Source organism: Paraburkholderia solisilvae, from assembly GCF_902859875.1.
In the GTDB taxonomy this organism is placed as follows: domain Bacteria; phylum Pseudomonadota; class Gammaproteobacteria; order Burkholderiales; family Burkholderiaceae; genus Paraburkholderia; species Paraburkholderia solisilvae.
This window is the reverse complement of record NZ_CADIKF010000023.1, coordinates 83,444-110,077: the sequence shown is the minus strand read 5'-3', so window position 1 is coordinate 110,077 and position 26,634 is coordinate 83,444. Positions and strand designations below refer to the sequence as shown.

The following is a 26,634-nucleotide window of genomic DNA, read 5'->3' as shown; positions in this document are numbered from 1 at the left end:
CTGGCGCATATTCGGCGATGAAGAGGATGCGAGGCTTTTCGCCTGAGTTCGGCTTCAAGATCTGCGGGGCGAGCAGCGGTTTCATATGGTCGATAATTCCTAGTTATCGTCGAAATCCCCCCGTGGCCTTGAACAAAGCCTCTCGCAACCCTTGATCTGAGACATGTGTGTAGATCTCCGTCGTGGAGATACTTTGGTGCCCCAGCAGCTTTTGTACGTAGCGGATATCCATTCCAGCTTCAAGCCACTGCGTCGCACATGTGTGCCTCAACATGTGAGGCGTGACATGACGGACAATGCCTGCTGTTTTGCAAAGCCCTCTTAGCTCCTTCCGGATATTCACCGCGGAAACCGGCTTTCCTCTAGCAGACACTAACAGTCGATCGCTGGACGTCTGCACAGAACGTCGACATGCAAGATACTTTTCCACTTTGCGATACAGCGGTTTCTGCAAAAGATAGACGAGCCGCTGCCTATCGCCCTTACCTTGAACAAGCAAAGATTCGTTTGCAAGAGAGATGTCGCGAAGACAAATAGTCACGAGCTCGCCGACTCTGATGCCTGTATCGAGCAACAGGTGTATGGCGGTTTTGCTTCGGATCGTATTGAAGTCATCCGTGGTCGAACGCAGAACCAGCGCTTTTCTGAGGCACTCACGATCGCTTCGATCGAGTGCCCTCGGAAGACGCTTCGGCAGCCTTATTCGTTCACTAAGCGTATGGAACGGATCGTCACCAATAATCCTTTCTCTCACAGCCCATACGAACAGTAGCTTCAGGCTCGCCAGTCGGCGTTTTACAGTCGTCTCCTTCAAATGACGCTGCAGCCGCATGTGCTCGATGTACCCACGTAGATGCTCCGCCCGAATATCCTCCAGTTTTCTACGTTGACCAAGGTATCGATGTGCGTCATCGAGATCGCTGCCATACGCTCGTAATGTGTTCTGCGACAAATTAACAACCAGCCCGCAATGGCGCAGGAAGTTTCTTTTTGCTTCAGTCAAGGTCATAGGTGCCTCACGGTCAGATTGATGTCCTGGCGCTTTTTGAGCGCCAAAACGTGGCCCGACAACCTGTCGCATAGCTGTTTCTCAAATCCAGTTGAGGAAGAAAGAGGTCGTGCAAGCCAGCCGCGGTTTTCAGTGCCGGCGGCAATGGTAGCTATATGAACGCGGAAGACTCGGCGAGCGAGGCCGATGGCTCTAGCTCCCGGAAAGGTCGGCCCCCAGGAACGCTCGCCCGCCCTCACAAACGTTGAAGGATCAGGACTACGCTGACCGATCGCTGATCGATTAACTGCTCGATGCAAAGCAACCCGGACTTCGGCCCGTTCTACCGGCTCGACCTTCGCCATACAAAGGAACGTCCCAGCTCCGATGGCACACTCCGCGTATATGTCAGTTAATCAATTTGACTTATCGATGTTTGCATACGGAATAGCACCGCATTCTGAAATTTCGTCAATCAACGCAACCCATGCTCTACAATAAAACCGAGTTGCGGCAATTGTTCGAATCTAAAGCAGTCGATACGGAATACGCTTAAAGCTGTCTTTTCGCGAAACAAATCATTGATACCCCGAAAACCTTTGTGTTGATATCAATTCCCTTTGCACATCGACGGATTCGACATGACGACTCGAACACTCATTACGGGCGCCGCCGGGCTTATTGGCTCGCATCTCTGCGACCGCCTCGTTGCTGACGGACACGACGTGACCGCCCTCGACAACTTCTTTACGGGCAGCGAGAAAAATATCGCCCATCTTCTCGGAAACAAGCGTTTCAGGATGGTCCACCATGATGTGTCGCTCCCACTCGAGATCGACCGCGTCGACGAGATATATAACCTTGCATGTCCAGCCTCGCCGGGTCACTACCAGCGCGATCCGGTGCAGACGGTAAAGTCGAACGTCATGGGCGCGGTCAACATGCTTGACCTCGCGCGACGCATGAATGCGACCATCTTGCAGGCGTCGACGAGCGAGGTGTACGGCGATCCGACCGTTCATCCGCAAGCGGAGTCCTATTGTGGAAACGTTAATCCGATCGGTCCACGGGCCTGTTACGACGAGGGTAAGCGTTGTGCCGAGACTTTATTTTTCGATTATCACCGTCGATATGGCACACACATCAAGGTACCGCGCATTTTCAACACCTACGGCCCGCGCATGAGCCTTAACGATGGACGCGTCGTTTCGAACTTTATTGTGCAGGCGCTAAAAGATGACGACATCACGATTTATGGAAACGGTGGACAGACGCGTGCCTTCTGTTACGTGGACGATCTGATCGATGCCTTCGTGCTGTTGATGAAAACACCGGCAGATGTGACGGGCCCGGTGAACATCGGGAATCCAGATGAAGTGTCCGTGAAGACACTCGCCGAATGTATTGTCCGGATGACTGGATCCCGCTCCAGGCTGGTGTACACCGGTCTGCCTGCCGATGATCCCATGCAGCGCTGCCCCGATGTCTCTTTTGCGCGCAATATCATCGGGTGGGTACCGAAGGTATCGCTTGAAGATGGACTCGCCAGAACAATCGAGCACTTCAGGAAGACGCTATCCGTCCGGCTCTCACCCATCGTGGAGCAACCATCCGTCGCCCGGATGCGCGCCGGCTCGCACGCGACTCTTCGGGTCTGCAATTGACCCAAGCGGCAAGGTAATCAGACTTGTCGCTCCACTTGATTGACCACCCGGCGTCCTTTCTTTCGAAGGATGGCAACCTCTTGAGCGCAATGCCGCATCCCACCGCGCGGACCGTGTACCATCGAGCGGCCCGCAACGACCCGCGACCTGTCTGGCTATCGTTAGGGCCTCAGCCGCCACAGGCGCGTATGACTTCAACCGGAAACGCGTGCGAGTGCGGCGCTTCAATCACGCTCGCCACTCTCCTCGAGTGGCAACCCAACTCGGAAACCACGATGACCATCAAAATCAAGCTCTGGGGGTTCAACGGATCAACCTATGTGCGGACCGTGCGGATGTTGCTCGCCGAGAAGCAATTCACGGACTACGACCAGGTCCCCGTCAACGTATTGAAGGGTGAGCCGCGCGAAGACGAGCATCTGGCACGCCACTCGTTCGGCAAGGTCCCCGTCGTCGACGTGGACGGGTTTCGGATCATCGAGACGACGGCGATCATGCGCTATCTCGACACCGTGTTGCCCGGCCCGTCGCTCACCCCCGCGACGCCGAAGGATCGAGCCCGCATGGATATGGTGACCAGCATTGTTGACGCCTATGGCTATGATGCGCTGTTGGGCGTCGCCGGATACTACCTGTTCCCGGATTTCATCGGCGGCCAGCACGACGACGTGCTCAAAGCCGCGCTGGAAAGGAGTCGCCTCGTCCTGAACGAGATCATGCGTCTCAAAGGCGAAGCGCCGTATCTCGCCGGTAACGCGTTGAGCATCGCCGATCTTTACCTCGCGCCTATCATGGCCTACGTGGCGCTTACGCCGCATCGCGATGAAATGCTGGCGTTGGCTGGTGTCGGCGAATGGTGGGAGCGCGTCATCGCCCAGGAAAGCTTCCGGTCGACCGCCCCTTGATCAAGCGCCGCGTCTGAAAGGTGACGAATTCGGCGAGTACCCGCAAAAACGCGGCTCGCCGTACACGGTCGTTGCACTACTCGCCCTGCTCACGCGATGCATGCCGCGACGCCTTCTGTATGGCGTCGAGCAATTGCGCGGCGTCAAACGGTTTGCGTAACGCCGTCCACTCGAATCCAGCCGCCTCATCCTTTGAAATCGTATTTCCAGAGGCGAAGATAACGCCGATGCCGGCCCTTAAGCGAACCGCACGGCGGGCCAGTTCAGTTCCGGATACGCCCGGCAGCGCGAGGTCGGTCAACAGGACATCGAAGGATTGCTGCTGCAGCATGTCGAGTGCGGCCTGAGGGTCGTCGGCTCGGGTGGGTGTGTGCCCGTGTATCGTCAACAATTCGCAGACCGCCTCGAGCGAGTCGGCGTCGTCATCCACGACCAGAATCCGGCGCCGTTCATGCAACGGTGCCGCCTGGCCGCCGTGCTTCCGTGATGCGAGGAGGCCTGGTTTGCCATCGTCAGACGGGGGCTCTTCGCCCGGTCCGAGCATCTGACGTATTTTGACGGCGAGCTGCTCGCGGCTGTACGGCTTGCTCAGCAGTTCCACCCCAGGATCAAGCCGGCCACCGTGAACGATTGCATTCTGCGTATAGCCCGATGTGAAAAGCACCTTGAGGTGCGGCTGCAAGCGGGTGGCCTGGCGCGCCATCTCCGGACTGCGAACGGGACCGGGCATAACGACATCGGTGAACATGAGATCGATACGCACGCCGCTGGCAATCACAGCGAGTGCCTGTTGCGCATCGTTGGCTTTCAATACGGTGTAACCGAGCGTTGCAAGCATATCGATGACCGTCGACTGCACCTGGGGCTCATCCTCCACGACCAGGATCGTTTCGTTGCCACGCCGGACCTCGCCGGAGATCGCCGGAAGCAGGTCGTCCGCCGCCTCCGTCGAACGCGGTAGATAGATTTTCACGGTGGTCCCGTGACCCACTTCGCTGTAGATCCTGATATGGCCGCCACTCTGCTTGACGAACCCGTAGGCCATGCTCAGGCCGAGCCCTGTGCCCTCTCCCTCCGGTTTGGTGCTGAAGAACGGATCGAACGCGCGCGCCAGCACTTCCTGGGTCATGCCCGTGCCGGTGTCTGTCACCGCCACCAGCACGTATTGACCGGGCGGAACGTCGGGCACCGTCGCCACATATCCATCGTCGAGCATCGCGTTGGCGAGTTCGAGCGTCAGCTTGCCGCCATCGGGCATCGCATCGCGCGCGTTGATTGCGAGGTTCAGTATCACGTTCTCGAGCTGGTGCGGATCGATCATCGTGTTCCAGAGGCCGCCCGCCACGACCGTCTCGATCTCGACGGGTTCGCCCAACGCCCGGCGCAGCAGGTCGTCGATGCCACGCAGAAGACGCGCCGGATTGATGACCACCGGTTGCAGCGGCTGCTGGCGGCCAAATGCCAGCAGATGGGCCGCCAGCCTTGCACCCCGTTCGACCGCATCAATCGCCTTGCCGAGCCGGTCGCGCGTCCACGGGTCACGGCCGTGCCGGCCTTCGAGCAGCTCCAGGTTGCCGCGCATCACCTGCAGCACATTGTTGAAATCGTGTGCGACGCCGCCCGTCAGTTTGCCGAGCGCTTCCATCTTCTGCGACTGAACCAGCGCAATGCGCGTTTGCTCAAGCAGTTCGCCCGCCTTGCGACGCTCCGTGATATCGCGCGTCACCTTGGCGAAACCCACCAGTTCACCTTCGTTGCGGATTGCATCGATAACGACGTGGGCCCAGAACCGGCTGCCGTCGCGCCGCACGCGCCAGCCCTCTGCTTCGAACCGTCCCTCGCGTCTGGCGATCTCCAGTCCGCGCATCGGTACGCCTGAGGCGATGTCTTCGGGTGTGTAGAAACGTGAGAAGTGCGAACCGACGATCTGCTCTTCGGTGTATCCCTTGATGCGCCGGGCGCCCGCATTCCAGTTCGTCACATAGCCCTCGGGAGAGAGCATGAAAATCGCATAGTCGACCACGCCTTGCACGAGCAGCCGGAAGCGCCATTCGCTTTCGAGTACCGCGTCGTGCGCGGCCTTCGTGTCGCTGACGTCGCGGACCACTTTTCCAAAACCGAGCAGACGGCCGTCAGGGTCGCGCAGCGGAGTCATCACGACGTTCGCCCAGAATGGCTCACCGCTTTTGCGCAAGCGCCATCCTTCCGTGACATGGCGGCCTGCTTCGATCGCCGCGGCAAGGGCCGCTTCCGGTGCGCCGGCGCGCCGGTCGGCTTCGGGGTATAGCACGGAGAACGTCTGACCGATAATTTCTTCGCCCCGGTAACCATGGATCAGTTCACCGCCCCGGTTCCATGTCAGGATCCGTCCGTCTGGCGCGAGCGCAAAGATCGCGTAATCCTGCGTGGACTCGGCCCACAGGGCGAGCCATCCGGATGTGAAGTTGCCTGATCCTTCTTCGGTTTCGTTCATCATGATTCCGGCAATTCCCGGGAGGCCCACAACGGGTGCATCTCTGACGGGACAGATGAGGATCGGTTTCGATTGTGCGGACCGCTCTCGCCACACAAAACTTTACCGGAACGCAACGCGGCGCGGACCGGAACGCACTTTGCGCCCTTGTTGTACGCTCGATGCCGCAAAAATGGAAGCATCGAGCCCATGCTGGACACGTACCCGATACGTTGTGCATTTGCAGGAAGAGCCAGACCATCCGCAACGTCAGGATCGTGGTCCCGGTGTTGATGACGGCTGGCATCCGGCTCAATAGCGGACCACGTCGCGGTATGCTCGCAGCACCTGAAAGCAATGAAACTTTCGCTGTACAAAAACACAGAAACGGGTACGATGGGGGCGTCAGTCTTACTCAACCCTTCCCTCGACACGGGCGTCGCGTACTGCGTGGCGACGCCACTGCCGCAATGCAGCGCACCGCCTGCATGCCGGACCAGTCCAAACGATGTTGCGAGATCGTGGCCACAAAGGTAATCCATGATAGCCAGCGTCCACGTTTATCAAGGGCTGGAAGTTCATCCGCTCGTTTATCCGCGTCAGGCGACGAAGCCCGGGTTCGCTCATAGTTACGACGAAGGCTTCGATGCTGCCGTTCGTATCAAGGAACCCGATGCCGCTGACGGAGAGGGACGCAGCCGCGTCTTCGTGGTCGCCACGGGCGCGCCGTTCTGGTCATCAGGTGATGCGCGGCGTGCTTCGACCGCTTACGCCGAGCATCTGATCGATACCTGCCCACCCGGCAGAACCATCTGGGACTGCGACTAGCTGGCTCCTCGGTGCGTGCGCTTGCCCGGCAAGACGGCAGGAAGCGTTCGCGTCCGGCATCAGGCGGCGAGCCAGGTCGTGGCGCGTCTGAAGGCCGGATCAGGCATGTGAGCGGTCGTTGCGCTGCGCCACGTGACAGTGTGCCGGCAACCGGTATGGAGAAAGCAGATGCGCTTCAATTCCTCGATTTTCCAGATTGACGCGACCCCGCGCCGGGCGGATGGCGAATACATGGCTCACGCAAGAATCAGCTGTAATCGCGACGGCGAAGCTCGGCAGGATATTTACGTGAGTGGCGATCTGGCGGGCTTCGATATGCGCGAGGACGCCATCAGGTTCGCAACCGACTGGGCAATGGAATGGCTCGAACGACGCTACGGTTAGTGTGGAGCCGTCCACCCACCGTTATGCCAAAGCTTCGTGATGACGCTGGCGGGATGCCGCCAGTGCGATCGGATAACCGATCTATGGACATGACCGAAGGCGCACGGCGCACCCCGTACTACCTGGTCCTGCGCGCAGGACACGAATGCTACGTGCTCGACGTCAGGCGCGATCTGATCCGTCGGGGCGCCAGCCAGCTGTTAAAGGTTTTCGCGCGCCGACACAGCGTTGCACGGCCGCTCGATGAAGACGTCTGGGACGCGTTCTCGAGCATGCATGAGTTTTCGGCCGAGGAACGAGCGACGCGGTGCATGTTTTCATTGGTCGCCGGCAGGGAAACGCCACGTCAGCTCGACCTGTTGACCATGCTTTGAAGCAACGCATCGAAGCAACGCGCAATGATGTTCCTCGGGCCGATCCCGGCATGCGCTGCTACGCGAACAAATAGTGCAACGCACGCAGCGCGTACTGAAATCAGATTGAGACGCGGCGGTGAGCGGGCGAGATGATGCAGTGCACGCGGTCTAGCCGCGGGTGTCAATCCAGTTGCGCGCCCAACGGCTCGAATATCTGAGGGCTTCGTCTTCGCTCGCGAAGTAGTCGAGCGAATAAAATTCGTAAAGCGTAGACGCTACCTCAGCATTGAATCGCTCGAGCATCAGGTTCGAGGAAAAACAGCCATCAGGCATGCGATGGGCAGATGGACAGACCGCGTACCCGCGATACTGTCGGTCGACAGAAACGTTCATTGAAAGATGATAGTGATGTAGAAATTCGCGAGCCAACCGATCCGACCGCACAGTTAAACCGTGCACACGCCTGGATGGGCTTCGCGATTGGCGCGGACGGGGTCCGCGCCGCGACAGGTCTCCGCGGACCAGCCGATGCTGCCTGCCTGGAGAGGAGTATTCAGTACGGCCAGCGCAGGAGTCGCGACTTAAAGCGGCTTGATATTGGCGGCCTGCGGGCCTTTCGGACCGCGCTTCGTTTCGAAGCTGACCTTCTGGTTTTCGGTCAGCGTTTTGTGCCCTTGAGCCTGGATTTCCGAAAAGTGCGCAAATAGATCCGGTCCGCCCTCATCAGGAGTAATGAAGCCGAATCCTTTCTCTTCGTTGAACCACTTGACCGTGCCGGTGCTCATAATAAACCTCTCAAAATGACAAATAAGATGCCCGTTCCACGTGGCGACGGGGAAGCATCAAGAGAGGAATAGGGATAGTGAACACCGCGGGCCTGGCGCACATCGGCCAAGCCAATTGAACTTCCTGAGTACTTCAGCGACCAACAATACGCGGTTAGCGGGAGCCGGTCAATCAGTTTCTCCGGAAAGGGAACGGTAAAAACTTCATCGAGCGTTCTTCAGAGCGCGGATCGGACGCGTACAATAAGGAATTCGAATTTCCTGGCGTTCTGGTCCCATATCCCGCACGTCGAATGAACCCATAGCGTGCGCAGAACGATCTGCGATACCCTCAGCCCTGTGGCGCAGGCCAATAACGGGCATAAACAGAAGAATCCTTGCTGCAACGTTTGCCGGTCTGGCGCTCCGTTCAGCTTCATCAACCTCGACGGAAAGAAGGGCGCGCCGTTCGAGGTCTTCATGGATCCATCGCGCAACGGCAACGGGTAGACGGCACTCAACTTGCTCTCTACCTGATTGTCCGGATCGCAACCAGGAAACTGAATGACTACCGTAATCCCCAAGCCGAACGAACCGGTGGAGGTCGCGCTGCGGCGTTTTCGACGTTCTATTGAAAACACGGGCCTGCTGAAGGAACTGCGCGCGCGGTTAACGTACGAAACACCGAGTGCCGAGCGCAAGCGAAAGAAGGCCGCAGCCGTGGCAAGATTGCGCAAGCAGATACGGCGGTCCCTGCCGCCGAAAAAGCTGTACTGACAGAACAGCGACGGCAGCGTTCTGGCGGGCGAAGCGATGCGGACCGCCTGCCAGAAGCCGCGCCGGGCGGCCAAAACAGAAAAGGAGCAAGCATGAACAAACAAGACCTCATCAATCAGGTTTCAGCATCAACCAGCGAAAGCAAGACGAGTATTGCGCAGACCATCGACGCGATTCTCGATGCCGTCACGCAGGCGGTAACGCGCGGCGACACAGTTCAACTGATCGGCTTCGGCACGTTCTCGTCAGGCGAGCGCGCCGAACGCACGGGACGCAACCCGGCGACGGGCGCGGAAATGAAAATTCCGGCGGCGAAGACGGTTAAATTCTCAGCGGGAAAGGCGTTCAAGGATGCCGTCAATTCGTGACTCCCGCACTCAATGACGCTTTGTCGCAGTGCGTCGCATCTATCGGTTAGATGCGGAAAAGATTTAACCGGTTGCTGGCCCGCGGCGTCGCGACTGCGCAATTGACTGATGCGCGCCCCGCGTTAAAGTGAGCGCGCTCGCCGATATCGACGCTGCGCGCATGCACGCGATCAACGGCGCATGTTCGCCGTATCCGGGTCAAGCCGTCGGCCATTCACGAGTTCATCCGGTGCGAGGCAGTCGCTCATGCGCGCGTGGGTTGGCACATCGATCGGGCCTGCCACGCGTGCGCGACTGCCACGCTCACACGCTACCCGCGTCAGCATCATCAGCTTCGGCTGGTCCCAGCAGTACGTCAATCGCGGCCTGCCCAGCCACTTCGGCAATCAGGTAGGCCCATCGGCGCGTAAACGGGCCATTGCGGAGCGAGATCACTCGTCCCGTCTCTCCCGCGATGTTACGGTTCTCGCAGTCCTTTATCTGAAAGCGGACGTCGTACAGGTCTTTGGCAGATAGACTCAGTTCGACGTGAATCTCAAAGCCGCGATAGGAAATCATCCGGTACACGAGGCGCTCCGTTTGAATTGATGGCGCAATGCATTTTTCGACGGACGCCTGAAGGACGCTTAAGGGACAAGGGTCGAACAGATCCTGAGCGTGCAACTACTGGACCCGGACGCGACATTAGATGCCCGTCGGAATCAAAACACCGGACTCACTATCCTGTTGAAACGACGCGCAATTTGCATGCAGCCGTGGTCACTGTCGAGCGAGGCTGCCGCCGGATCTTCGAATAGCCCTGCCCCCAGCGCGCTACGAGAACTACGAGAAGCACATCGGGCTTGCCGGCTGACTTTTCCGGCTCGTCTACAACGATCAGGCTGAGGCGGTCGACAGATCGTCCCCGGACAACCATGCAACCAACGCGAATTTCTGCGACAGAATACCTTCGCAGGCGAGCTTCGTTTCAAAGAAACCACTCGATTCCGCAGTCGCGATACATGACGTGTAGATGTCGATTTCCTGAAGCGTCAGCGCACGCACGCTAGCCAGTTCATCAGGTTCATCATCGCCTGGCCGATCGGACTGCGCAGGCTGCATGTCTGCCGGAAGATTTGCATTGCCCAAGCGGGAGATGTGCCCTTCGCCTTCGATACGGTGCATGCAATCGACCAGCAGTCGTTGCTGATCGAGCGTCTGCTTCAGGCAGGCGTCGATCGTACTGGCGAGGGCAGCATGACGGACATGCCGATTGCCAAATCGCTCCAGTAAGCGCTCCACTTTCCGCGCCAGCGCATACGCGTCGCCGAGCAGATGGAGCAGATCTTGCCGTTGGTCAGTCATAGGGATGGGGCGAACAGTCGTCGCTTCGCGTCAGACGTCATGAAGCGAAGCCCTTGCCATCGCCAAACCACCTGACGATACCGTGATCCATCCAACTTCAGCTGGAGATGTGCTGACACTCCAGACGGAAACAGACGATGACGGCCAAGGAGAACGAGAACAACGCAACAAACAGTGTGCGAGAAGCGGTTGATGGATGAGTATCAAGCGGACTTCTCAGACTTCCTCGTTCAACATACGCACCACCTGGTACAGGGTCAAGCTATTTCTGGTAACACCTTGCGCCGTCAAAACCGGACAATCCGTTGCCTGATACGGTTGCCTGACACGCTCGTTCGCGTGACGCGAAAACGTGGGCAATTCGACAGGTCGACCGGCAAGCGGTGTATCGAATGTTCGCGGATGCAAGGCCGAAAGAAAACGGGCATTCAAGTATTCGCGTGTATAGTGGTGTGCATGGTGCGCTATGCCTGTTTGGCGCACCTAACGGAGATGAATATGCCTGAAAACACGTGGTACAGGATGCCGATGATTGGCCGGTTGATCGGCAACCGCAAATGCGACGTGGAAATGCGCAAGGACGAGTACGGTGTGATTGCCCGTTTTATTCCTGAAGGCGACCGTCCCGTGCAACTGGAAGGTTCGTTTGCAGATGAAAGAACCGCATATGGAGCGATAATCGCCGAGGCCGGTCGCTATTTTGACGGCGACTATCCGCGCACTCCGCTTGAAGACTATCCTCACTCCCCGCTTTCCTGGACCGTGCCCCGTTGACGTACATGCGCCGCGATATCCGCGGTCAGCCGTTCTGTCGCGTACGATCCCACGGATCAACCACGTCGTCCCGCACCAGTCCCGCGCTGTAGCACCCCGTTGCCTCCCGTTTGCTTTTAGCACGCACCGCGCATTGATGCGGCATTAGGCTATGCGAGCGCTTTTTCAGCGTACGCACGCATGTGCAAACGGCCGTATGCGGCCGAACCCGCAGCCCGTACTTTGACGGTTGTGTGCACAACGTTGTCGTCGAGCACCTTTTGCACGGTCGGCATACCGCCTGCGGGCTGGAAAGCAGCCGCGTCGCCCGACGCGGATACGTTGGAAAAGGCTGTGGGATAATTGCGCGTTTGCCCGGAATGCGGCTCGACAGAATGTCCGCACGGGCCAGCGGGTTTCCGTCTCCGGCCCGCTTCCTTTCCGCGACCTTTCTTCAATCAACACAATGCCCGCATACCGTTCCAAAACCTCGACCGCCGGCCGCAACATGGCAGGCGCGCGCTCGCTGTGGCGCGCGACCGGCATGAAGGACGAAGACTTCTCCAAGCCGATTATCGCGGTGGTCAATTCGTTTACCCAATTCGTGCCTGGACACGTGCACCTGAAAGACCTCGGCCAGCTCGTCGCGCGCGAGATCGAGGCCGCGGGTGGCGTCGCCAAGGAATTCAACACGATCGCGGTCGATGACGGCATTGCGATGGGCCACGACGGCATGCTGTATTCGCTGCCGAGCCGCGACATCATCGCGGACTCGGTGGAATACATGGTCAATGCGCACTGCGCCGACGCAATGGTGTGCATCTCGAACTGCGACAAGATCACGCCCGGCATGCTGATCGCCGCGATGCGGCTCAACATTCCGGTCATCTTCGTCTCCGGCGGCCCGATGGAAGCCGGCAAGACGCGCCTCGCGAATCCCGCCACAAAGGCCATCGAGATCAGGAAGGTCGATCTGATCGACGCGATGGTGATCGCCGCGGATCAAGCCTATTCCGACGCCGACGTGGCCGAAGTGGAACGCTCCGCGTGCCCGACCTGCGGTTCGTGCTCGGGCATGTTCACCGCCAATTCGATGAACTGCCTGACCGAAGCGCTCGGCCTGTCGCTACCCGGCAATGGCACGATCGTGGCGACGCATGCGGACCGCGAACAGCTGTTCAAGCGCGCCGGCCACCACATCGTCGAACTCGCCCGCCGCTACTACGAGCAGGAAGACGAACGCGTATTGCCGCGCTCGGTCGGCTTCAAGGCGTTCGAAAATGCGATGACGCTGGACATCGCCATGGGCGGCTCCACCAATACGATCCTGCATCTGCTGGCCATTGCACGCGAAGCGGAAATCGACTTCACGATGGCCGACATCGACCGGCTGTCGCGCGTCGTGCCGCAGTTGTGCAAGGTAGCGCCGAACACCAACAAGTACCACATCGAGGATGTGCATCGCGCGGGCGGCATCATGGCGATCCTCGGCGAGCTGGACCGCGCCGGCAAGCTGCACACGGATGTGCCCACCGTGCACGCGCCGACGCTCAAGGACGCGCTGGATCAGTGGGACATCGTCCGCACGCGGGACGAAGCCGTCAAAACCCTGTACCTGGCGGGCCCCGCCGGCATTCCGACACAAGTGGCGTTCAGCCAGAACACGCGTTGGCCGAGCCTCGACCTCGACCGCGCGGAAGGCTGCATCCGCTCTTACGAGCATGCGTTCTCCAAGGAAGGCGGCCTTGCGGTGCTGACCGGCAACATCGCGCTCGACGGCTGTGTGGTAAAGACCGCGGGCGTGGACGAAAGCATCCACGTGTTCGAGGGCACGGCACACGTCACCGAATCGCAGGACGAAGCCGTCGAGAACATTCTCAACGACAAGGTGAAAGCCGGCGATGTGGTGATCGTCCGCTATGAAGGTCCGCGCGGCGGCCCCGGCATGCAGGAGATGCTCTACCCGACGAGCTATATCAAGTCGAAGGGCCTCGGCAAAGCGTGCGCGCTGCTGACGGACGGCCGCTTCTCCGGCGGCACGTCCGGTCTGTCGATCGGTCATTGCTCGCCTGAGGCGGCGGCCGGCGGCGCGATCGGTCTCGTGCGCAATGGCGACCGAATCCGTATCGACATTCCGAACCGCTCGATCAACGTGCTGCTGTCCGACGAGGAATTGCAGCGCCGCCGCGAAGAACAGAACGCGAAGGGATGGAAGCCGGCGCAAGCGCGGCCGCGCAAGGTGTCGGGGGCATTGAAGGCCTACGCGAAACTGGTCATGTCGGCCGACAAGGGCGCAGTGCGCGACCTTTCGCTGCTCGACGACTGACGCTGTGGCGGGCCCGGCGGCCCGCTATCCGCACTTTGAAGCCGCTGCGCGCAGCGGCTTTTTCTATTTCCGAACATTGAATGCGGCGTTGCCTCGCGCTTCGTCCGGCAACATGGTTCGTCGGACTAGCGCGAGCTTCCGTGGAAGTACGATTTCACACCTCGAATCACATGCGAAGCCGGTTCACACGTCGAACACCTGGCGGTTCGCGGTCACGAACGCCTCGAGTGACTGCGGCGCCTTCCCTGTAATCTGTTCGATCACATCGTTCGTGCCGGCAAAAATGCCGTTCTGGTAATCGATCGCAACTTCAATGAAGTGCTGGATCGTGAAGGCGGGCAAGCCGTACTTCTCCACCTGCGCGGCATATTCGTCCATGCTCGTCGGGCTATAAACGATCTTGCGGCCGAGTACTTTGCTGACGATGTCGGCAATCTCCGGCTGACTCAGTTCGGTGGCGCCGTACAGCGGATAGATCTTGCCGATATGCGCGGCGGGCTTCGCAAGCAACGCGGCAATCACACGTGCCTGGTCCGGGGCCGAGATCGGCGCGTGGCGGCCGTTACCGAACGGAAGCGTGATCTTTCCTTCCTTCACGATCGTGTCGCGCACCCACGGAGCAATCAGCCATTCCGCAAAGAACGTCGGGCGAATATGGATGGTTCGCACCCCAGACCACTCGAGCACACGTTCCGAGATCCAGTGGTCTCGGGCGGCGTGGCTTTTCGAGTCTTCGCGTGCGGAAATCTGCGACATGTTGACGACGACCTCGAGCTTCGCGCGACGCGCGGCGTCCGCGAAGTACGCGGTCGCCTGGATCAACCCGGGGCGCACCGGATAGCACAGGTAGGCGCCCGACACGCCGTCGGTCGCGCGAATCGCATCGTCGTGGTCAAGCAGGTTGCCCACGACGACTTCCGCGCCAAGTTTGCGCAGCGCCTCGCTTCGCGCATCGTCGCGATGGACCAGCGCGCGAACCGCATGGCCATCGTCCAGCAGATTTCGAACCGTATGCACGCCCGTCTTGCCGGCTGCGGCGGTAACCAGAAATTTACGTTGTTGCATGATGTCGATACTCCCTCTCAAGTGATTCGCACTCGGCCCGAGTGCCGGGTTTCCCTATCGATGCCTGGTATCTTTTTGTGCATATACACAGTTTCAAATGAAGCGACATAGCCCGTGTCAAACCGTTCGTGTCGCCTAAAGCGTGTTGAGATGCTCTTTTACCAGCTGCAGAATGCGCATCGAAGCATCGCGGTCCACGATGATCCGCGACATCGTGACGGCCCCGATCATCGCGGCGAGCGCGAACGCGGCCTCGGCGCGCGCCGCTTCCGACTGTGGATCATCGAGGCGCTTCGCCAGAACCTCGATCAGTTCGTCAAAGCCTTCAGACGCCACAGCGCGCGTGCTTTCGTCGGCGCGTGCCAACTCGCTTCCCATGGCTGCGAACGGGCAACCGCCGGTGGACGTGTCGCGGTGAAAAGTCGACACATAGTGGTCGGCGATCGCCCGAAAGCCGTCTTTGCCCTCTTTTTCGCCCGCCGCATTTTCCAGAGAAGCGACGATCCTCGTCACGCCTTCGGCGCATGCCTCGGCAATCAACTGGTCTTTAGACTCGAAGTGCCGATAAAACCCGCCGCGCGTCAGTCCAGCCTTGGACATCAGGTCGTTCAGCCCTGTCGCATGGATGCCGTTGAGCCGAAACTCGCGAGCCGCCACATCGATGATGCGCCGACGCGTTTCAACCGTTTCCACCTTCGACTTCTTCATGGCTTCCGGCACCCCATGCCTACACGCTTGTTTAGATGATAGTCTGAATCTAAACGAAGATCAAGGACGCGCTGCGCCGCAATCGATAGGCAGGCGGCGTGCCTGGTGCAAGGCGAGATTACGATTGGACAACGCAAGCGCTAACGCGAACGGCAGCGCGTAACGCAGCGGATGAACGTCTTACGCCTCCACGCTGCTAAAATCCGTCGAAACACGCGGGGGAGACAGTGGGATATCTAGCCGTTCTGGTAGTGGGATTGATGGCCGGCGTACTGAGCGGCGTGATCGGCACCGGCTCGTCTATCCTGCTAATGCCGGTGCTGGTCATTCTCTACGGCCCGCAGCAAGCGGTCCCGATCATGGCCATCGCTGCCATCCTGGGCAACCTTGGAAAGGTGCTGTCATGGTGGCGCGAGATCGACTGGAAGGCATGCGCCGCCTACTGCGTGACGGCCATACCCGGTGCGATGCTAGGCGTGCGCACGCTGCTTGCGTTGCCGCCGCGCGTGATCGATATCGCACTCGGCGTCTTCTTCGTCGCGATGATCCCGGCGCGCCGCTGGCTTGCACGGCGACCCATCCGCTTTTCATTGATTCATCTGTCGTTCATCGGTGCGTTCGTCGGCTTTTTGACGGGCATCGTCGTCTCGACCGGACCGATTACCGTGCCGGTGTTCATCGGATATGGACTCGTCAAGGGCGCGTTTCTCGCAACCGAAGCTGCAGGCTCGCTGGCCGTGTATGGCGCCAAGGTATCGGTCTTCGAGCACTTCGGCGCGCTGCCTGTAAGCGTGATTGTCAATGGACTGATCACCGGCACATCGATCATGCTCGGAACGTTTGCGGCTCGGCGCGTCGTGACGCGGATGTCGCCGAACACCTTCAGGCTGGTGGTGGATGGATTGATGCTTTCGTCGGGGTTGTCGCTTCTGTTCGCTGCAAGCCGCTGAAACGGCTCGCCGCCGCGCGGACCTATCCGCCCTCGCGGGTACATCACAATTGTCGAAAACAATCGTGCTAGTGACGCGCGCAATAGCGCGGGCCTTTACGCCGTTAGCCTGATCACGAACCGACCGTATTCCGTTAGTGCCCGAGCGTCTCTATAGCGAATAAAGCTCGCTTCTAGGATGTTCTATGTGAGCATCGATCGCCCAACCCGTCCAACCATCCGGGACGTCGTCAACGCCCTCAAGCCACTGACCGACATCCCGCGCCCCGGCACCGACAACGACAACACGCGCGGTTGATAAACCTTCCGACATCCAGCGTAGCGAGCCTCGCGCGACTCAGATAGAACGCGATCGTTTTTCCCGAAAACGCTCGCAAACCGCGACCGCATCGCGTCTTTCGCCCGACAACCCTTTCGCACCGTAAGCAAATCTTCAAACAATCAACGGTGCAAATAATATTGATTCGCATTATCATGCCGCCTCCAACACATCCGAAAGGTTGTAAGGATTTTGTTGCCTCGAGGCCGCGCTGCGAGGGGAACGCAATAAACACGGGAACAGGAAATGATCGAACGCGGACTGAGCCGCCACGCACTGGCTCGGACGAAAACACGTTGGGCGAGCGTCGTACTCGCGACGAGCCTGATCGGCACTGCCGCTCAGGCTGCGGACCTGACGACGCCGGAAACCGACACGCGCAAGCAGGACGCTGAGCCGGCGGCGGATGCCGCGGACACGAATCAGCTCGCGCCCGTGAAGGTGACCAGCGACAAAACGAAGGGCTTCGCACCGGCATCGGTCGAAACCGGACCGTACAAGGGCATGGATGCGCTCGACGTGCCTGCCACGATCAACGTCGTGACGCGCGACGTGATGGACGCGCAAGGCGACACCGGACTCTACGACGCGCTGCGCAACGTCCCCGGCGTCGTGCGTCAGCAGTTGAACGGCCTTGCGTACGACAACCTGTCGGTGCGCGGCATTGCGCTCGACAACCGCTCGAGCTTTCTGATCGACGGCGTATTGCCGATCGACAACAACATCTGGATGCCGATGGAAGACAAGGAGCGCGTCGAAGTGCTGAAAGGCGCCTCCGCGCTGTACTACGGTTTCACGGTGCCGGCCGGCATCGTCAACATGGTGATGAAGCGCGCGGGCAGCGAGCCCGTGACGAGCCTCACCGCGCTCGGCGATTCGAACGGCTCGATCGGCGCAGCCGTGGACATCGCGCGGCGCTTCGGCCCGGACGATCAGTTCGGTATCCGCGTGAACGCGATGGACGAGCACGTCGAGACGCCAATCGACGGCGACCGCGGCTATCGCAAGTTCATCAGCGCGGCGCTCGACTGGAAAGTCACGAACCGGCTGAAGCTGCAATACGACCTCGAGCATATCGAAACGAGCGTGGTCGAACAGGCCGGCATCGCGCCGCTCGCAGCGGGGAAAAACGGCCTGATTGCGCTGCCTGCGCTGCCCGATCCGTCGAAGCTGCTGGTCAGCAACGCGCATCCGACCAACGCGACCGCAACCTCGCAACTGGTGCGCGCCGACTACGCGATATCGGACAACTGGAGCGCGAACTTCACGCTTGGCCAGTCGATCACGCGACGCGACCGCTGGGCATGGGTATTCCAGAAGTACAACGTGGCGACCGGCGCGGGCAGCTTGCAGGCCAGCGAGCAGAATGGTCAGATGTACGAAAACAAGAACGTGCGGCTCGAAGTGGTCGGCGCGTTCCATACCGCGTCGATCGCTCATACACTGACCGTCGGCCTCACGCAGGACTGGCTGTTCCAGCCGGACTTCACGACTTTCTTCTTTACCGCGCCGCAGAACCTCTACAACCCGATCCCGGTGAATACGCTCACGCCGAGCGGCTCGCCGAAAGCGTTCTTCGCGCAGCATATCCGCAACGGCGGCGCGTATGCGTTCGACCAGATCGACCTCACGTCGCGCCTGCAGGTCGTGGCGGGCGTACGCCGTTCGGAATACATCGCCTCGCAGGCAGGCACGCCGAATCAGGACATCAGCCGCACGTCGCCGTCGGGCAGCATCAGCTATCGCATCACACCGAATACGAGCGTGTATGCGAGTTACGTCGAAGCGCTCGAATCGGCCGGCAGCGCGCCGGCCACCGCGGCCAACGCAAACCAGATCCTGCCGGCAGCGGTGAGCCATCAGGAGGAAGTCGGCGTGCGCACGCGCCTCGCCGATCGCGCGCTGGTGTCGCTCGCGCTCTTCAACCTGCGCCAGCCCGCCGCCGAAACCAACGCGGACAACGTCTATCTGCTCGACGGCAATGCGCGCTATCGCGGCATCGAATTCTCGGTGCAAGGCGACGTGACGAAGGACGTGTCGCTGATCGCGTCGGCCGTGTACCTCGACGCGACGCAGGTCGATTCGTCCGACCCGACGCTGATCGGCAAGACGCCGGAAAACACGCCGCACGTGACGGCGAGCCTGTTCGCCGAGTATCGCGTGCCGGTGCTCGCAGGTCTCTCGGTCAACGGCGGCGTGTATTACGTCGGACCGCGGCCGGTGAATAGCGCCGACCAGGCGAGCATCGGCGGCTACACGCTGCTCACCGCCGGGCTGCGCTATACGCGGCGTGTCTACGGCAAACGTGTGTCGTTCCAGGCCAATCTGGAGAACGCGGCCAACCGCCGCTACTGGAGCGCGGCCGGATCGAATCAGCTCGGCGTCGGTCTCGGCCGCACGCTCGAACTCGAGTCGACGCTCGAGTTCTGAACAAGGGGAAACCTCAAATGAATACTTCGACCACCACCACGCGCATCGCATCGCAGACCGAAGTGAACGTGTCGCGCAACGCGGGCAACACGACACGCTCGCGGCGCAGCCAGTTCCTCAAGTGGCTGCGCAAGATCCACGGCTGGGTCGGACTGTGGGGCGCGGTGATGGGGCTGCTGTTCGGCGTCACCGGCTTTCTGCAGAATCATCGCGCGACGATGAAGATCAACGCAGGCGGCCCGGTCGTGTCGTCCGTGCAATTGCCGGTCGCAGCGGACGCGTTCCACTCGCCGCGCGACTTCTCGAACTGGGTGCATGACACGCTGAAGCTCGAGCGGCCCGCGGCGCGCGTGCAACGTGAAAAGGCGCAGCCGGTCACGTGGGGCGATCAGTCGGTGATGCAACCGGAGCACTGGACTGTGCGTTACGTCACGCCGCGCTATCTGCTCGATGCGGACTACTGGAAGGGTGGCACCTTCGTGCACGTGGAGCGGCGCGAACAGGGCGTCGTCGGCGTACTCGAAGCGCTGCATCGCTCGCAGGGCGCCAATATCGGCTGGATATTGCTGGCGGATTCGATCGCCGGCAGCCTGATCCTGCTGTCGCTGACCGGCGTGATTCTGTGGACCGAACTGAACCGCAAACGCGCGATCGGCGCATCCATTTTTATCGTCTCGATGCTGACGATTATCGTGTTGGCGCTTGATTCGATCGGTTAATGCTCGATCTCGAAAGAATCGCCGTTACGCGCCGGCCCCGACTGCGATCGAGAAACCATCGCGGCTTCGGGCGTCCTTCAGCCAGCGCATCACGGAAGGCATCGCCGGCTCCGCGTCCAGCACCTCCGGGAAGCGCTCGGCAAGCTCATACCAGCGGTGCGTCGCGAGCGCGACCACGATATCCGCAAGCGTGAAGCGCTCGAGCACAATAAACGTGCGCGCTTGCAGATGTCCATCGAGAACGCGCAGCAACCGCGCGGCTTCCTTGAACGCCGCGCGAATTGCGGCATAGTCGCGCTGCGGCTCCGGTGTGCGCGTGAGACCCAGAAAAGTGATGCGCAGCCTCGCCCACAACGTGCCCAGTTGCCAGTCCATCCAGCGCTCGACTTCCGAGCGCTCGCCCGCCTCCGACGGAAGCAATGCGCTGCCGCCCGCGCGCGTCGCCGCCACGTAGCGCAAGATCGTGTTCGACTCCCAGATCGCCCGTTCGCCGTCGACCAGCGTCGGCACGAGGCCATTCGGGTTCATCGCGAGAAACGCCGGCGTGTCGATGACGCCGAATTCCAGTCCCGCATCGATGCGCCGATAGTCGCGTCCATCGACAAGACCCAGTTCCGCCAGGCTCCAGACCACCTTCTGTACGTTGATCGAACTGCGTCTTCCGTAAAGCTGCATCCTCACACTCCGTCGTTTAAAGATTCCTGTGCTGGCCACCCCGTTCACGCGCCCCGGCGCCAGACAGAATATTGAATGGATCGATACTTCGGCCGCGCGAAAGGCGCGCCGACCGCGCTGCGCGCGAGGCCCAGATTATCCACGCAGACGACGCCGCGCGCAGCAGCGGTGAGCGCGTCATCGCGCCGGCACACGCCGATCGCGGCCGAAACAGAACCGCGGGAGCGCCGCCCGACGCGGCAACGAGACGCGCAATGGTACCCAACCAGACATACACGTCAGGGCTATCAGGTGGACGTCGAAAACGATCGGCACACAGGAATATCTATTTCATCCGGGTGTTCTTTCAACTGAAACCCTTTTAAAAAGCGCTGGTTCCCGCGGGACGCACCCAACGGATGGAACAGCCGCCTTCTCTTATCTGGTGAGTGTTATGACACAGCGTTCCCCTCGCATCGGCATGATCGGCAGCGGCGCGATCGGCGGCTACTTCGGCTATCACCTCGCTCGCGCGGGATTCGACGTCCACTTTCTGCTGCGCAGCGAATACGACGCGGTCGCGAGCCGCGGTCTTGCGATTGTCGGCAAGAAGTTCGCCGATGCGGCGCCCATCGCCGTCAACGCCTACCGCAGCATCGACGAGATGCCGAAGTGCGACTGGCTGATGTTAGGCGCCAAGGCGACCAGCAACGACGCACTGGCGCCGCTCATCGCGCGTGCGGCGGCGGACGGCGCGAAAGTCATCTGCATGCAGAACGGGCTTGGTGTCGAAGATGCGCTGCGCCCGATGCTGCCCGAGTCCGTCCATCTGCTCGGAGGGCTGGGCTGGATCGGCGTGCACCGCGAAGCGCCGGGCGTCGTCAGGCATATCGCGCTCGGCGATATCCATCTCGGCTACCACTCCGGACCGCAAGACGGCCAGTCGCCGCAAAGCATCCTCGACGAGGGCGTGGCCATATTCACGGCATCCGGCGTCGGCTCGCAGGCGATTCCGAATCTCGTCTCAGCGCGCTGGAGAAAGCTGGTCTGGAACGTGCCGTACAACGGCCTCTCCGCGTTGCTGAAAGTGAACACCAAAGTCCTCTCCGAGGATCCGGACAGCCGTGAGCTGGTGATCTCGATCATGGAAGAAGTCCGGCAAGGCGCCGCTGCGTGCGGCTGTCCGTTGCCCAAAGGTCTGTCACAAGAACTGGTGGAATTGACTGTGACATCAATAGGCGACTATCTGCCGAGCATGTACTTCGACGCGATGCTGCACCGGCCAATGGAACTCGACGTGATGTACGCGGAACCGCTTGCCGCCGCACGCGCAGGCGGATGCGTGCTGCCGCGCATCGATGCGCTGTATCACGCATTGCGTGTGCTCGACAGGCAGAGCGACGCGAACGCCGTTGCGGCGGCGTAGTTGCAGCGTAGCGGCCGCGTCGGCGAGCGTGCCCCGGTCCTGTGCAGAGCTGACGGCCCGCATGCACGCCCGCGGGCCGCAAGGCCGCATGCGCCGCATGCGACACGAAATGCCGGCCTCCGCCAGCATCGCCGGATGCGGGCCGCGCGCTAACTTTCCGCTCATAGTCCGGCCCTACGATACCCACCAACGACGCTCGACAATCCCGACCGGCCAAGGCCGCCGTCGACGTCGCAGCGATCGCCTCGCCTCGGCCGCGATCGACATTCACACAGCGACGTACGACTGAAACCCGACTGGAGACTTCGATGATTGCCTACCTTCTGATCAAGCTGAGCGACTGGATCGAACACGCGGAGCAGGATCGCCGCGACGCCTACATCGCGATGGCGAAAGACCTGGCGGAGATCGAACGCAGGATGGTTCACCTCGACGCGAACGCGTGAACGCATACGGTTCGAAAAAAGATAGCAATGCGATATAGTCGCCGTCGTCTTAGCGGAGTAGCCTGCTTCGCCGTATCAGGCGAAGCGTCGTCGTCAACATAATTGGCAGACTTGCCATGGCGTCGGCAGCCGTTTCCGCGGCCTGGCGAGACCTATGACGTTTCCCTTCTTTCATGGCGTCGAATGCGTCGGCCGGAAACTCAACCTGACCCAGACAGCTACCGGCACCATCCTCGCGGCGTTCGGAACGGCGCTGCCCGAAAGCGTCGTCACGCTGGTAGCGGTGCGCGGTTTTAGCCGGTGTCCCTGCCGCGCATCACACTCATCTTCCTGGACGCTTTACCTCATACTGCGACGGGCAAGATACGCAAACTGGAGTTAAGGCAGCAGTTTTGCCATTACCTCGTGTGCAAATCCGCCAGCGGCGGTTAACTTTGCGTCTGGCTTCATCTCGCCGCCACGTTTTCCGGTAGCGCAAGCATCGACTCCATCGGTGGCTTCGTTCTGCAGGACGCCATTGCGTTTCCCGATGCAATTGACGAACGCTCAATTCTCCTGACCAGCAGAAAATAGCTCGTGCCGATGAGGACACCCCCAGCGGCCTGATCATGGAGAATGCAATGAATGGATGGAGATTGAACCGAAGCGTCTATCAGCGCCTCGCTCGCGCGGTGCTCGTGAGCGTCGGCATGTTCACCGCCGGCGCGCTGCAGGCGGCGCCGCTGCACGGCTATGGCGCGGACGCGACGCATACTTCGGTTTCGGGGCTGTCTTCAGGCGCATTCATGGCCGCACAGTTCGACGTCGCGTGGTCGAAACATCTGGTGGGCGCCGGCATCGTCGCAGGCGGTCCGTTCTACTGCGCGGGCCTGTTCCCGCTTGCGAATCCCGCCAGCGCCGCGCAGACCCACTGCATGAATCCGACCGGCGACACCGGGCCGCGCGCGCAAGACGCTCTGGCGGCGGCCCGCAAGTTCGCAGACGAGCGACGCATCGACGACGTGAGCGGGCTCGCCTCGCAGCGTATTTATGTTTTCAGCGGCACCCAGGACCATGTCGTCGCGACCCGTGTGGTTGCGCAGGTACCGCTCTTCTACAAGCTCGCCGGCGCGCCCGACGATCACATCCGGTATGTCGATAACGTGGCGGCAGGTCATGGGCTCATCACGAATGACAGCGCAAATACCGGATGCGCACAATCACAGGCGCCGTTCATCAATAATTGCGGCTTCGAACAATCGCAGGACATCCTGCGCTGGATTTACGGTACGTTGAACGCACCGGCGGTTGCGCCCAGCGGCAACCTGCTGAGTTTCGATCAGCGCCCGTTCGACCCCGACGACAAGGCTTCCCTGGGTCCGACCGGCTATGTCTATGTGCCGACCGGCTGCGCGCAGGCGGGCAGCGCGTGCCGCATTCACGTCGCATTTCACGGCTGCCTGCAGAACGCGCAGAAGATCGGCGATCTCTACGCGCGCAGAACCGGCTACAACGAAATCGCGGAGAGCAATCACATCATCATTCTTTATCCGCAGGCCGCAACGTCGACGAAGAATCCGCTCGGCTGTTGGGATTTCTGGGGCTACACGAGCGCCGACCCGCAGAAGCCCGACTTCTACTCGAAAAACGCACCGCAGATTGCCGCTGTGATGCGCATGGTCAAGCGCCTTTCCGATCCCGCGCACTGAACGACCAAAAGAAAATGCTCGTTACGCCCAAACGGGCACTGTCACTCGATGACAGAACAGGTTGCCCGGAAAAGTTTATTCACCGAGACCGGATGACCTTTCCGTCGGCAACCTCTGGCGAGCGCATCAACACATGAGCGCGGGCAAACCGTCGACCAGCACCACTGTGAACACGATACCGAGCACGGCGCCCAGCAGGCGTTGCGAATTGCACTTGAGCACTGAGTTGCACGGTAATGCATCGAGAAGAAGCGCACCGGCGAGTGCCATCGGGATGGCTATGATGAAATCACAAACTGTGAAGTAGGACATGATCGTCTCCTTCAGCAATACTTATCGTCTGGCCCGATAGGCCGTGCATGTATTTAGAATGCTTTGGCGAAAAACGACTTCGCCATGTGGCCGGGAGCCGGGAAAAGTAGGGAAATGGTCGATACGGACTTCAAGGTCCTGGGAGCGAAAGAGCTTCTGGCAAACGTCAACCATGTCGCACGGCGACGCTCATCCAAAGGAGGACGAGTGAAGACCACCTGGTCAGGCGCCTGAGCGCCTGAGTCATCTGCACTTCGTCATTCGACGGCGGGAAAATCGATCACTGTGTCATTGATCCGGTTTGCCAGATTGGTAAACGTGATGACGGCGACGGCTAATGCGATTTCCATGAGCTGTCGTTCCGTGTAGCCCGCGTCTCGCACAAGATCGACTTCTGCTGCGTCGACGGTACCTCTGGTCTTGATCAGCAAACGCACGAAGCGCACCAATGCGTCACGTTTAGCGTCGCCGGTTGCATCGCCCGCGCGAATCTTGCGCATGGTTTCCGGCGTCAGGCCGGCCATCTTGCCGACCACCGTGTGGCCGGCGACACAGTAATCGCATCCGCCAAGCTCGCTGACGATCAGCTTGACCGTTTCCTGGTCGGCGCGCGGCAGACTGCCCTTCGACAGTACCCGGTCAGCGCCGAGAATAGCGGTGAGCGCTGCCGGTGCATGCGTACCGATCATTGCAAAGGAGTTGGGAACGCGGCCGACGGACTTCTTGATGGCGGCGAACAGTTCAGCAGATTCGCCGGTGGCGGCTTCGGGCTGGATTGAGGAAAGGCGTGGCATGATGAATTCCTGGTTGCGATTGCCGTCGGCGACGGCATGAGTAGACTTTAGTTTTCCGCCGCGCCGATGTTGAAGTTCGCCCTATTCAATTTCATGCTCAAACGGCTCATATGGATCGGGCCTCGCTCGCAGTCCTGCTGATCGCACAAAAGGATTCCGCCTCTGAGATCGGGCACAGCGGTTGCGCTCGCTTATGTTGAACACAACGACGTTGGTGATCAACCTTTTGGACTTCAAACTACATCCGAGGCCTATTCATGAAACTCCTAGCCACCCAAAGCGGACTCCCTCGCGTATCGTGGGGCTCCGTGATCGCGGGCGTCATTCTCTCGCTGATCACCTACCTCATCCTGAGCGTACTCGGCACGGCGATCGGAATGACCGCTCTCGCGCCTCTTTCGCGACCCAATCCACTGCAGGGATTCGGCTTTAGCTCGGGCGCCTATCTGATCGTGATGACGGTCATTGCGGTTTTTGTCGGCTCCTACTTCGCGGGCCGGTGTGCCCCGATGCTCGGATGGCTGCACGGGTTGCTGGCCTGGGCGGTCATGATTCTGATGGTCCTTTACGGCGCCACATCTCTGCTCGGCAGCGCGGTGAGCGTCGCCGGAAACGTAGCATCGGCGGGCGCAGTCGCCGGCGCGACCATGGAGCGATCGGGTGCCGCAGATACGACTGCAAGCATATTGGCGCAACGCGTGCAGGGCGCGATCGCGTCGGCCACTGCCGAAGCGTCAAGCCCGCAGGCGCAGACCGACGCACGTCAGGCAGCCGATACCGCAGCGCGCAATGTCGCGCGCGCTTCCTGGTTTTCGTTTGCGGCCCTCATCGTGGGCGTGATCATTGCCATCGTGTCGGGACATGCGGGCTTTCGCCACCAGCCTCCGTTCGAGGAAGCCGCGGGCGTCTCGACCGGTAACATCCCGCCTGGACGCGATACGACTCGCGGGGCGATTCCGGGCCGCACCGTCTCTTGAGATGCCTCATCGATCGTCTGCCGCTCCGGAAGCAGTGAACCGCTGACCGCATATCGGTCGCGGAGTGCGCAAGACGTTCAATATGTCGTGCCTGCCGCGGTGGCCGGTCGAAGGATAATGCCGCCGGCGAGGACGCCGGATCACGAAAAGCGCATAGGGCATTCGCGCAGATCAGACGGCGCCGGGCGCCGACGTTTGGAGAACAACATGGCATTGCGCACGATTACTCACATCACGT

At 60.5% G+C, this 26,634-nt stretch carries 27 protein-coding genes and 1 riboswitch; of the genes, 16 read left to right on the top strand and 11 right to left on the bottom strand.

The window, feature by feature from the left end; genetic code table 11:
* Positions 1-103 precede the first annotated feature (103 nt).
* Positions 104-1,009: a tyrosine-type recombinase/integrase gene (locus HV675_RS16145; protein ID WP_175111919.1), complete on the bottom strand. Its 906-nt coding sequence runs from the start codon at positions 1,007-1,009 to the stop codon at positions 104-106.
* Between the two features lie 620 nt (positions 1,010-1,629).
* On the opposite strand from HV675_RS16145, the gene HV675_RS16140 reads away from it, so the two are divergent.
* Together HV675_RS16140 and HV675_RS16135 are read left to right on the top strand one after the other, a co-directional pair.
* Entirely contained in the window at positions 1,630-2,652 is a 1,023-nt protein-coding gene (locus tag HV675_RS16140; RefSeq protein ID WP_175111918.1) for a UDP-glucuronic acid decarboxylase family protein, read from the top strand.
* A gap of 275 nt (positions 2,653-2,927) precedes the next feature.
* On the top strand, positions 2,928-3,557 hold the full coding sequence (locus tag HV675_RS16135; RefSeq protein ID WP_175111917.1) for a glutathione S-transferase family protein: 630 nt from the start codon (positions 2,928-2,930) through the stop codon (positions 3,555-3,557).
* A 76-nt stretch (positions 3,558-3,633) separates the two neighbouring features.
* Here the strand turns inward: HV675_RS16135 and HV675_RS16130 are convergent, their stop codons facing one another.
* On the bottom strand, positions 3,634-6,030 hold the full coding sequence (locus HV675_RS16130; RefSeq protein ID WP_175111930.1) for a hybrid sensor histidine kinase/response regulator: 2,397 nt from the start codon (positions 6,028-6,030) through the stop codon (positions 3,634-3,636).
* A gap of 519 nt (positions 6,031-6,549) precedes the next feature.
* On the opposite strand from HV675_RS16130, the gene HV675_RS16125 reads away from it, so the two are divergent.
* From HV675_RS16125 to HV675_RS16115, 3 genes are all read left to right on the top strand, one after another.
* Positions 6,550-6,837, top strand: coding sequence for a hypothetical protein (locus tag HV675_RS16125; RefSeq protein ID WP_175111916.1), 288 nt, complete (start codon positions 6,550-6,552; stop codon positions 6,835-6,837).
* A gap of 168 nt (positions 6,838-7,005) precedes the next feature.
* Positions 7,006-7,221 (top strand): hypothetical protein, encoded by a 216-nt coding sequence (locus HV675_RS16120; protein WP_175111915.1) that lies wholly within the window; start codon positions 7,006-7,008, stop codon positions 7,219-7,221.
* An 83-nt stretch (positions 7,222-7,304) separates the two neighbouring features.
* Positions 7,305-7,595 carry a hypothetical protein gene (locus HV675_RS16115; RefSeq protein ID WP_246270316.1) on the top strand — a complete coding sequence of 97 codons (291 nt, stop codon included), beginning with the start codon at positions 7,305-7,307 and terminating at the stop codon, positions 7,593-7,595.
* Positions 7,596-7,745: 150 nt separating this feature from the next.
* On the opposite strand, the gene HV675_RS32495 is transcribed toward HV675_RS16115, so the two are convergent.
* Positions 7,746-7,970, bottom strand: a complete 225-nt coding sequence (locus HV675_RS32495; protein ID WP_246270315.1) for a hypothetical protein — start codon at positions 7,968-7,970, stop codon at positions 7,746-7,748.
* A gap of 188 nt (positions 7,971-8,158) precedes the next feature.
* A complete protein-coding gene (locus tag HV675_RS16110; RefSeq protein WP_175111914.1) occupies positions 8,159-8,362 on the bottom strand; it encodes a cold-shock protein in 204 nt (67 codons plus the stop codon).
* A 543-nt stretch (positions 8,363-8,905) separates the two neighbouring features.
* On the opposite strand from HV675_RS16110, the gene rpsU reads away from it, so the two are divergent.
* Together rpsU and HV675_RS16100 are read left to right on the top strand one after the other, a co-directional pair.
* Positions 8,906-9,118, top strand: a complete 213-nt coding sequence (gene rpsU / locus HV675_RS16105) for a 30S ribosomal protein S21 (RefSeq protein ID WP_175111913.1) — start codon at positions 8,906-8,908, stop codon at positions 9,116-9,118.
* Between the two features lie 92 nt (positions 9,119-9,210).
* The gene (locus HV675_RS16100) at positions 9,211-9,486 is read left to right on the top strand and encodes an HU family DNA-binding protein (RefSeq protein ID WP_175111912.1); all 276 of its coding nucleotides are present in this window, start codon (positions 9,211-9,213) and stop codon (positions 9,484-9,486) included.
* Positions 9,487-9,789: 303 nt separating this feature from the next.
* On the opposite strand, the gene HV675_RS16095 is transcribed toward HV675_RS16100, so the two are convergent.
* Positions 9,790-10,053, bottom strand: a complete 264-nt coding sequence (locus tag HV675_RS16095; protein ID WP_175111911.1) for a hypothetical protein — start codon at positions 10,051-10,053, stop codon at positions 9,790-9,792.
* Between the two features lie 309 nt (positions 10,054-10,362).
* A complete protein-coding gene (locus tag HV675_RS16090) occupies positions 10,363-10,830 on the bottom strand; it encodes a DUF892 family protein (protein WP_175111910.1) in 468 nt (155 codons plus the stop codon).
* Between the two features lie 192 nt (positions 10,831-11,022).
* On the opposite strand from HV675_RS16090, the gene HV675_RS16085 reads away from it, so the two are divergent.
* Positions 11,023-11,604, top strand: a complete 582-nt coding sequence (locus HV675_RS16085; protein WP_175111909.1) for a hypothetical protein — start codon at positions 11,023-11,025, stop codon at positions 11,602-11,604.
* Between the two features lie 445 nt (positions 11,605-12,049).
* Positions 12,050-13,909 (top strand): dihydroxy-acid dehydratase, encoded by a 1,860-nt coding sequence (gene ilvD / locus HV675_RS16080; protein ID WP_175111908.1) that lies wholly within the window; start codon positions 12,050-12,052, stop codon positions 13,907-13,909.
* A gap of 183 nt (positions 13,910-14,092) precedes the next feature.
* Here the strand turns inward: ilvD and HV675_RS16075 are convergent, their stop codons facing one another.
* Positions 14,093-14,974 carry an NmrA family NAD(P)-binding protein gene (locus tag HV675_RS16075; RefSeq protein WP_175111907.1) on the bottom strand — a complete coding sequence of 294 codons (882 nt, stop codon included), beginning with the start codon at positions 14,972-14,974 and terminating at the stop codon, positions 14,093-14,095.
* 135 nt (positions 14,975-15,109) lie between these two features.
* The gene (locus tag HV675_RS16070) at positions 15,110-15,682 is read right to left on the bottom strand and encodes a TetR/AcrR family transcriptional regulator (RefSeq protein ID WP_175111906.1); all 573 of its coding nucleotides are present in this window, start codon (positions 15,680-15,682) and stop codon (positions 15,110-15,112) included.
* A gap of 227 nt (positions 15,683-15,909) precedes the next feature.
* On the opposite strand from HV675_RS16070, the gene HV675_RS16065 reads away from it, so the two are divergent.
* From HV675_RS16065 to HV675_RS16055, 3 genes are all read left to right on the top strand, one after another.
* Positions 15,910-16,632, top strand: coding sequence for a sulfite exporter TauE/SafE family protein (locus HV675_RS16065; RefSeq protein ID WP_175111905.1), 723 nt, complete (start codon positions 15,910-15,912; stop codon positions 16,630-16,632).
* Between the two features lie 564 nt (positions 16,633-17,196).
* Positions 17,197-19,380, top strand: coding sequence for a TonB-dependent siderophore receptor (locus HV675_RS16060; RefSeq protein WP_175111904.1), 2,184 nt, complete (start codon positions 17,197-17,199; stop codon positions 19,378-19,380).
* 17 nt (positions 19,381-19,397) lie between these two features.
* Positions 19,398-20,099 (top strand): PepSY-associated TM helix domain-containing protein, encoded by a 702-nt coding sequence (locus HV675_RS16055; protein ID WP_175111903.1) that lies wholly within the window; start codon positions 19,398-19,400, stop codon positions 20,097-20,099.
* A gap of 24 nt (positions 20,100-20,123) precedes the next feature.
* On the opposite strand, the gene HV675_RS16050 is transcribed toward HV675_RS16055, so the two are convergent.
* Complete coding sequence (locus HV675_RS16050; protein ID WP_175111902.1) at positions 20,124-20,774, bottom strand: glutathione S-transferase family protein; 651 nt, start codon at positions 20,772-20,774, stop codon at positions 20,124-20,126.
* A gap of 433 nt (positions 20,775-21,207) precedes the next feature.
* On the opposite strand from HV675_RS16050, the gene HV675_RS16045 reads away from it, so the two are divergent.
* From HV675_RS16045 to HV675_RS16035, 3 genes are all read left to right on the top strand, one after another.
* Positions 21,208-22,179 (top strand): putative 2-dehydropantoate 2-reductase, encoded by a 972-nt coding sequence (locus tag HV675_RS16045; protein WP_175111901.1) that lies wholly within the window; start codon positions 21,208-21,210, stop codon positions 22,177-22,179.
* A gap of 308 nt (positions 22,180-22,487) precedes the next feature.
* A complete protein-coding gene (locus tag HV675_RS16040) occupies positions 22,488-22,625 on the top strand; it encodes a DUF3563 family protein (protein ID WP_175111900.1) in 138 nt (45 codons plus the stop codon).
* A gap of 40 nt (positions 22,626-22,665) precedes the next feature.
* A riboswitch (yybP-ykoY riboswitch) is annotated at positions 22,666-22,845 on the top strand.
* 415 nt (positions 22,846-23,260) lie between these two features.
* Entirely contained in the window at positions 23,261-24,313 is a 1,053-nt protein-coding gene (locus tag HV675_RS16035; protein WP_377700501.1) for an extracellular catalytic domain type 2 short-chain-length polyhydroxyalkanoate depolymerase, read from the top strand.
* 126 nt (positions 24,314-24,439) lie between these two features.
* On the opposite strand, the gene HV675_RS16030 is transcribed toward HV675_RS16035, so the two are convergent.
* Positions 24,440-24,625 carry a hypothetical protein gene (locus HV675_RS16030; protein ID WP_377700500.1) on the bottom strand — a complete coding sequence of 62 codons (186 nt, stop codon included), beginning with the start codon at positions 24,623-24,625 and terminating at the stop codon, positions 24,440-24,442.
* Between the two features lie 257 nt (positions 24,626-24,882).
* The gene (locus HV675_RS16025) at positions 24,883-25,419 is read right to left on the bottom strand and encodes a carboxymuconolactone decarboxylase family protein (protein ID WP_175111898.1); all 537 of its coding nucleotides are present in this window, start codon (positions 25,417-25,419) and stop codon (positions 24,883-24,885) included.
* 257 nt (positions 25,420-25,676) lie between these two features.
* On the opposite strand from HV675_RS16025, the gene HV675_RS16020 reads away from it, so the two are divergent.
* The gene (locus tag HV675_RS16020) at positions 25,677-26,396 is read left to right on the top strand and encodes a TIGR04086 family membrane protein (protein ID WP_175111897.1); all 720 of its coding nucleotides are present in this window, start codon (positions 25,677-25,679) and stop codon (positions 26,394-26,396) included.
* Positions 26,397-26,634 lie beyond the last annotated feature (238 nt).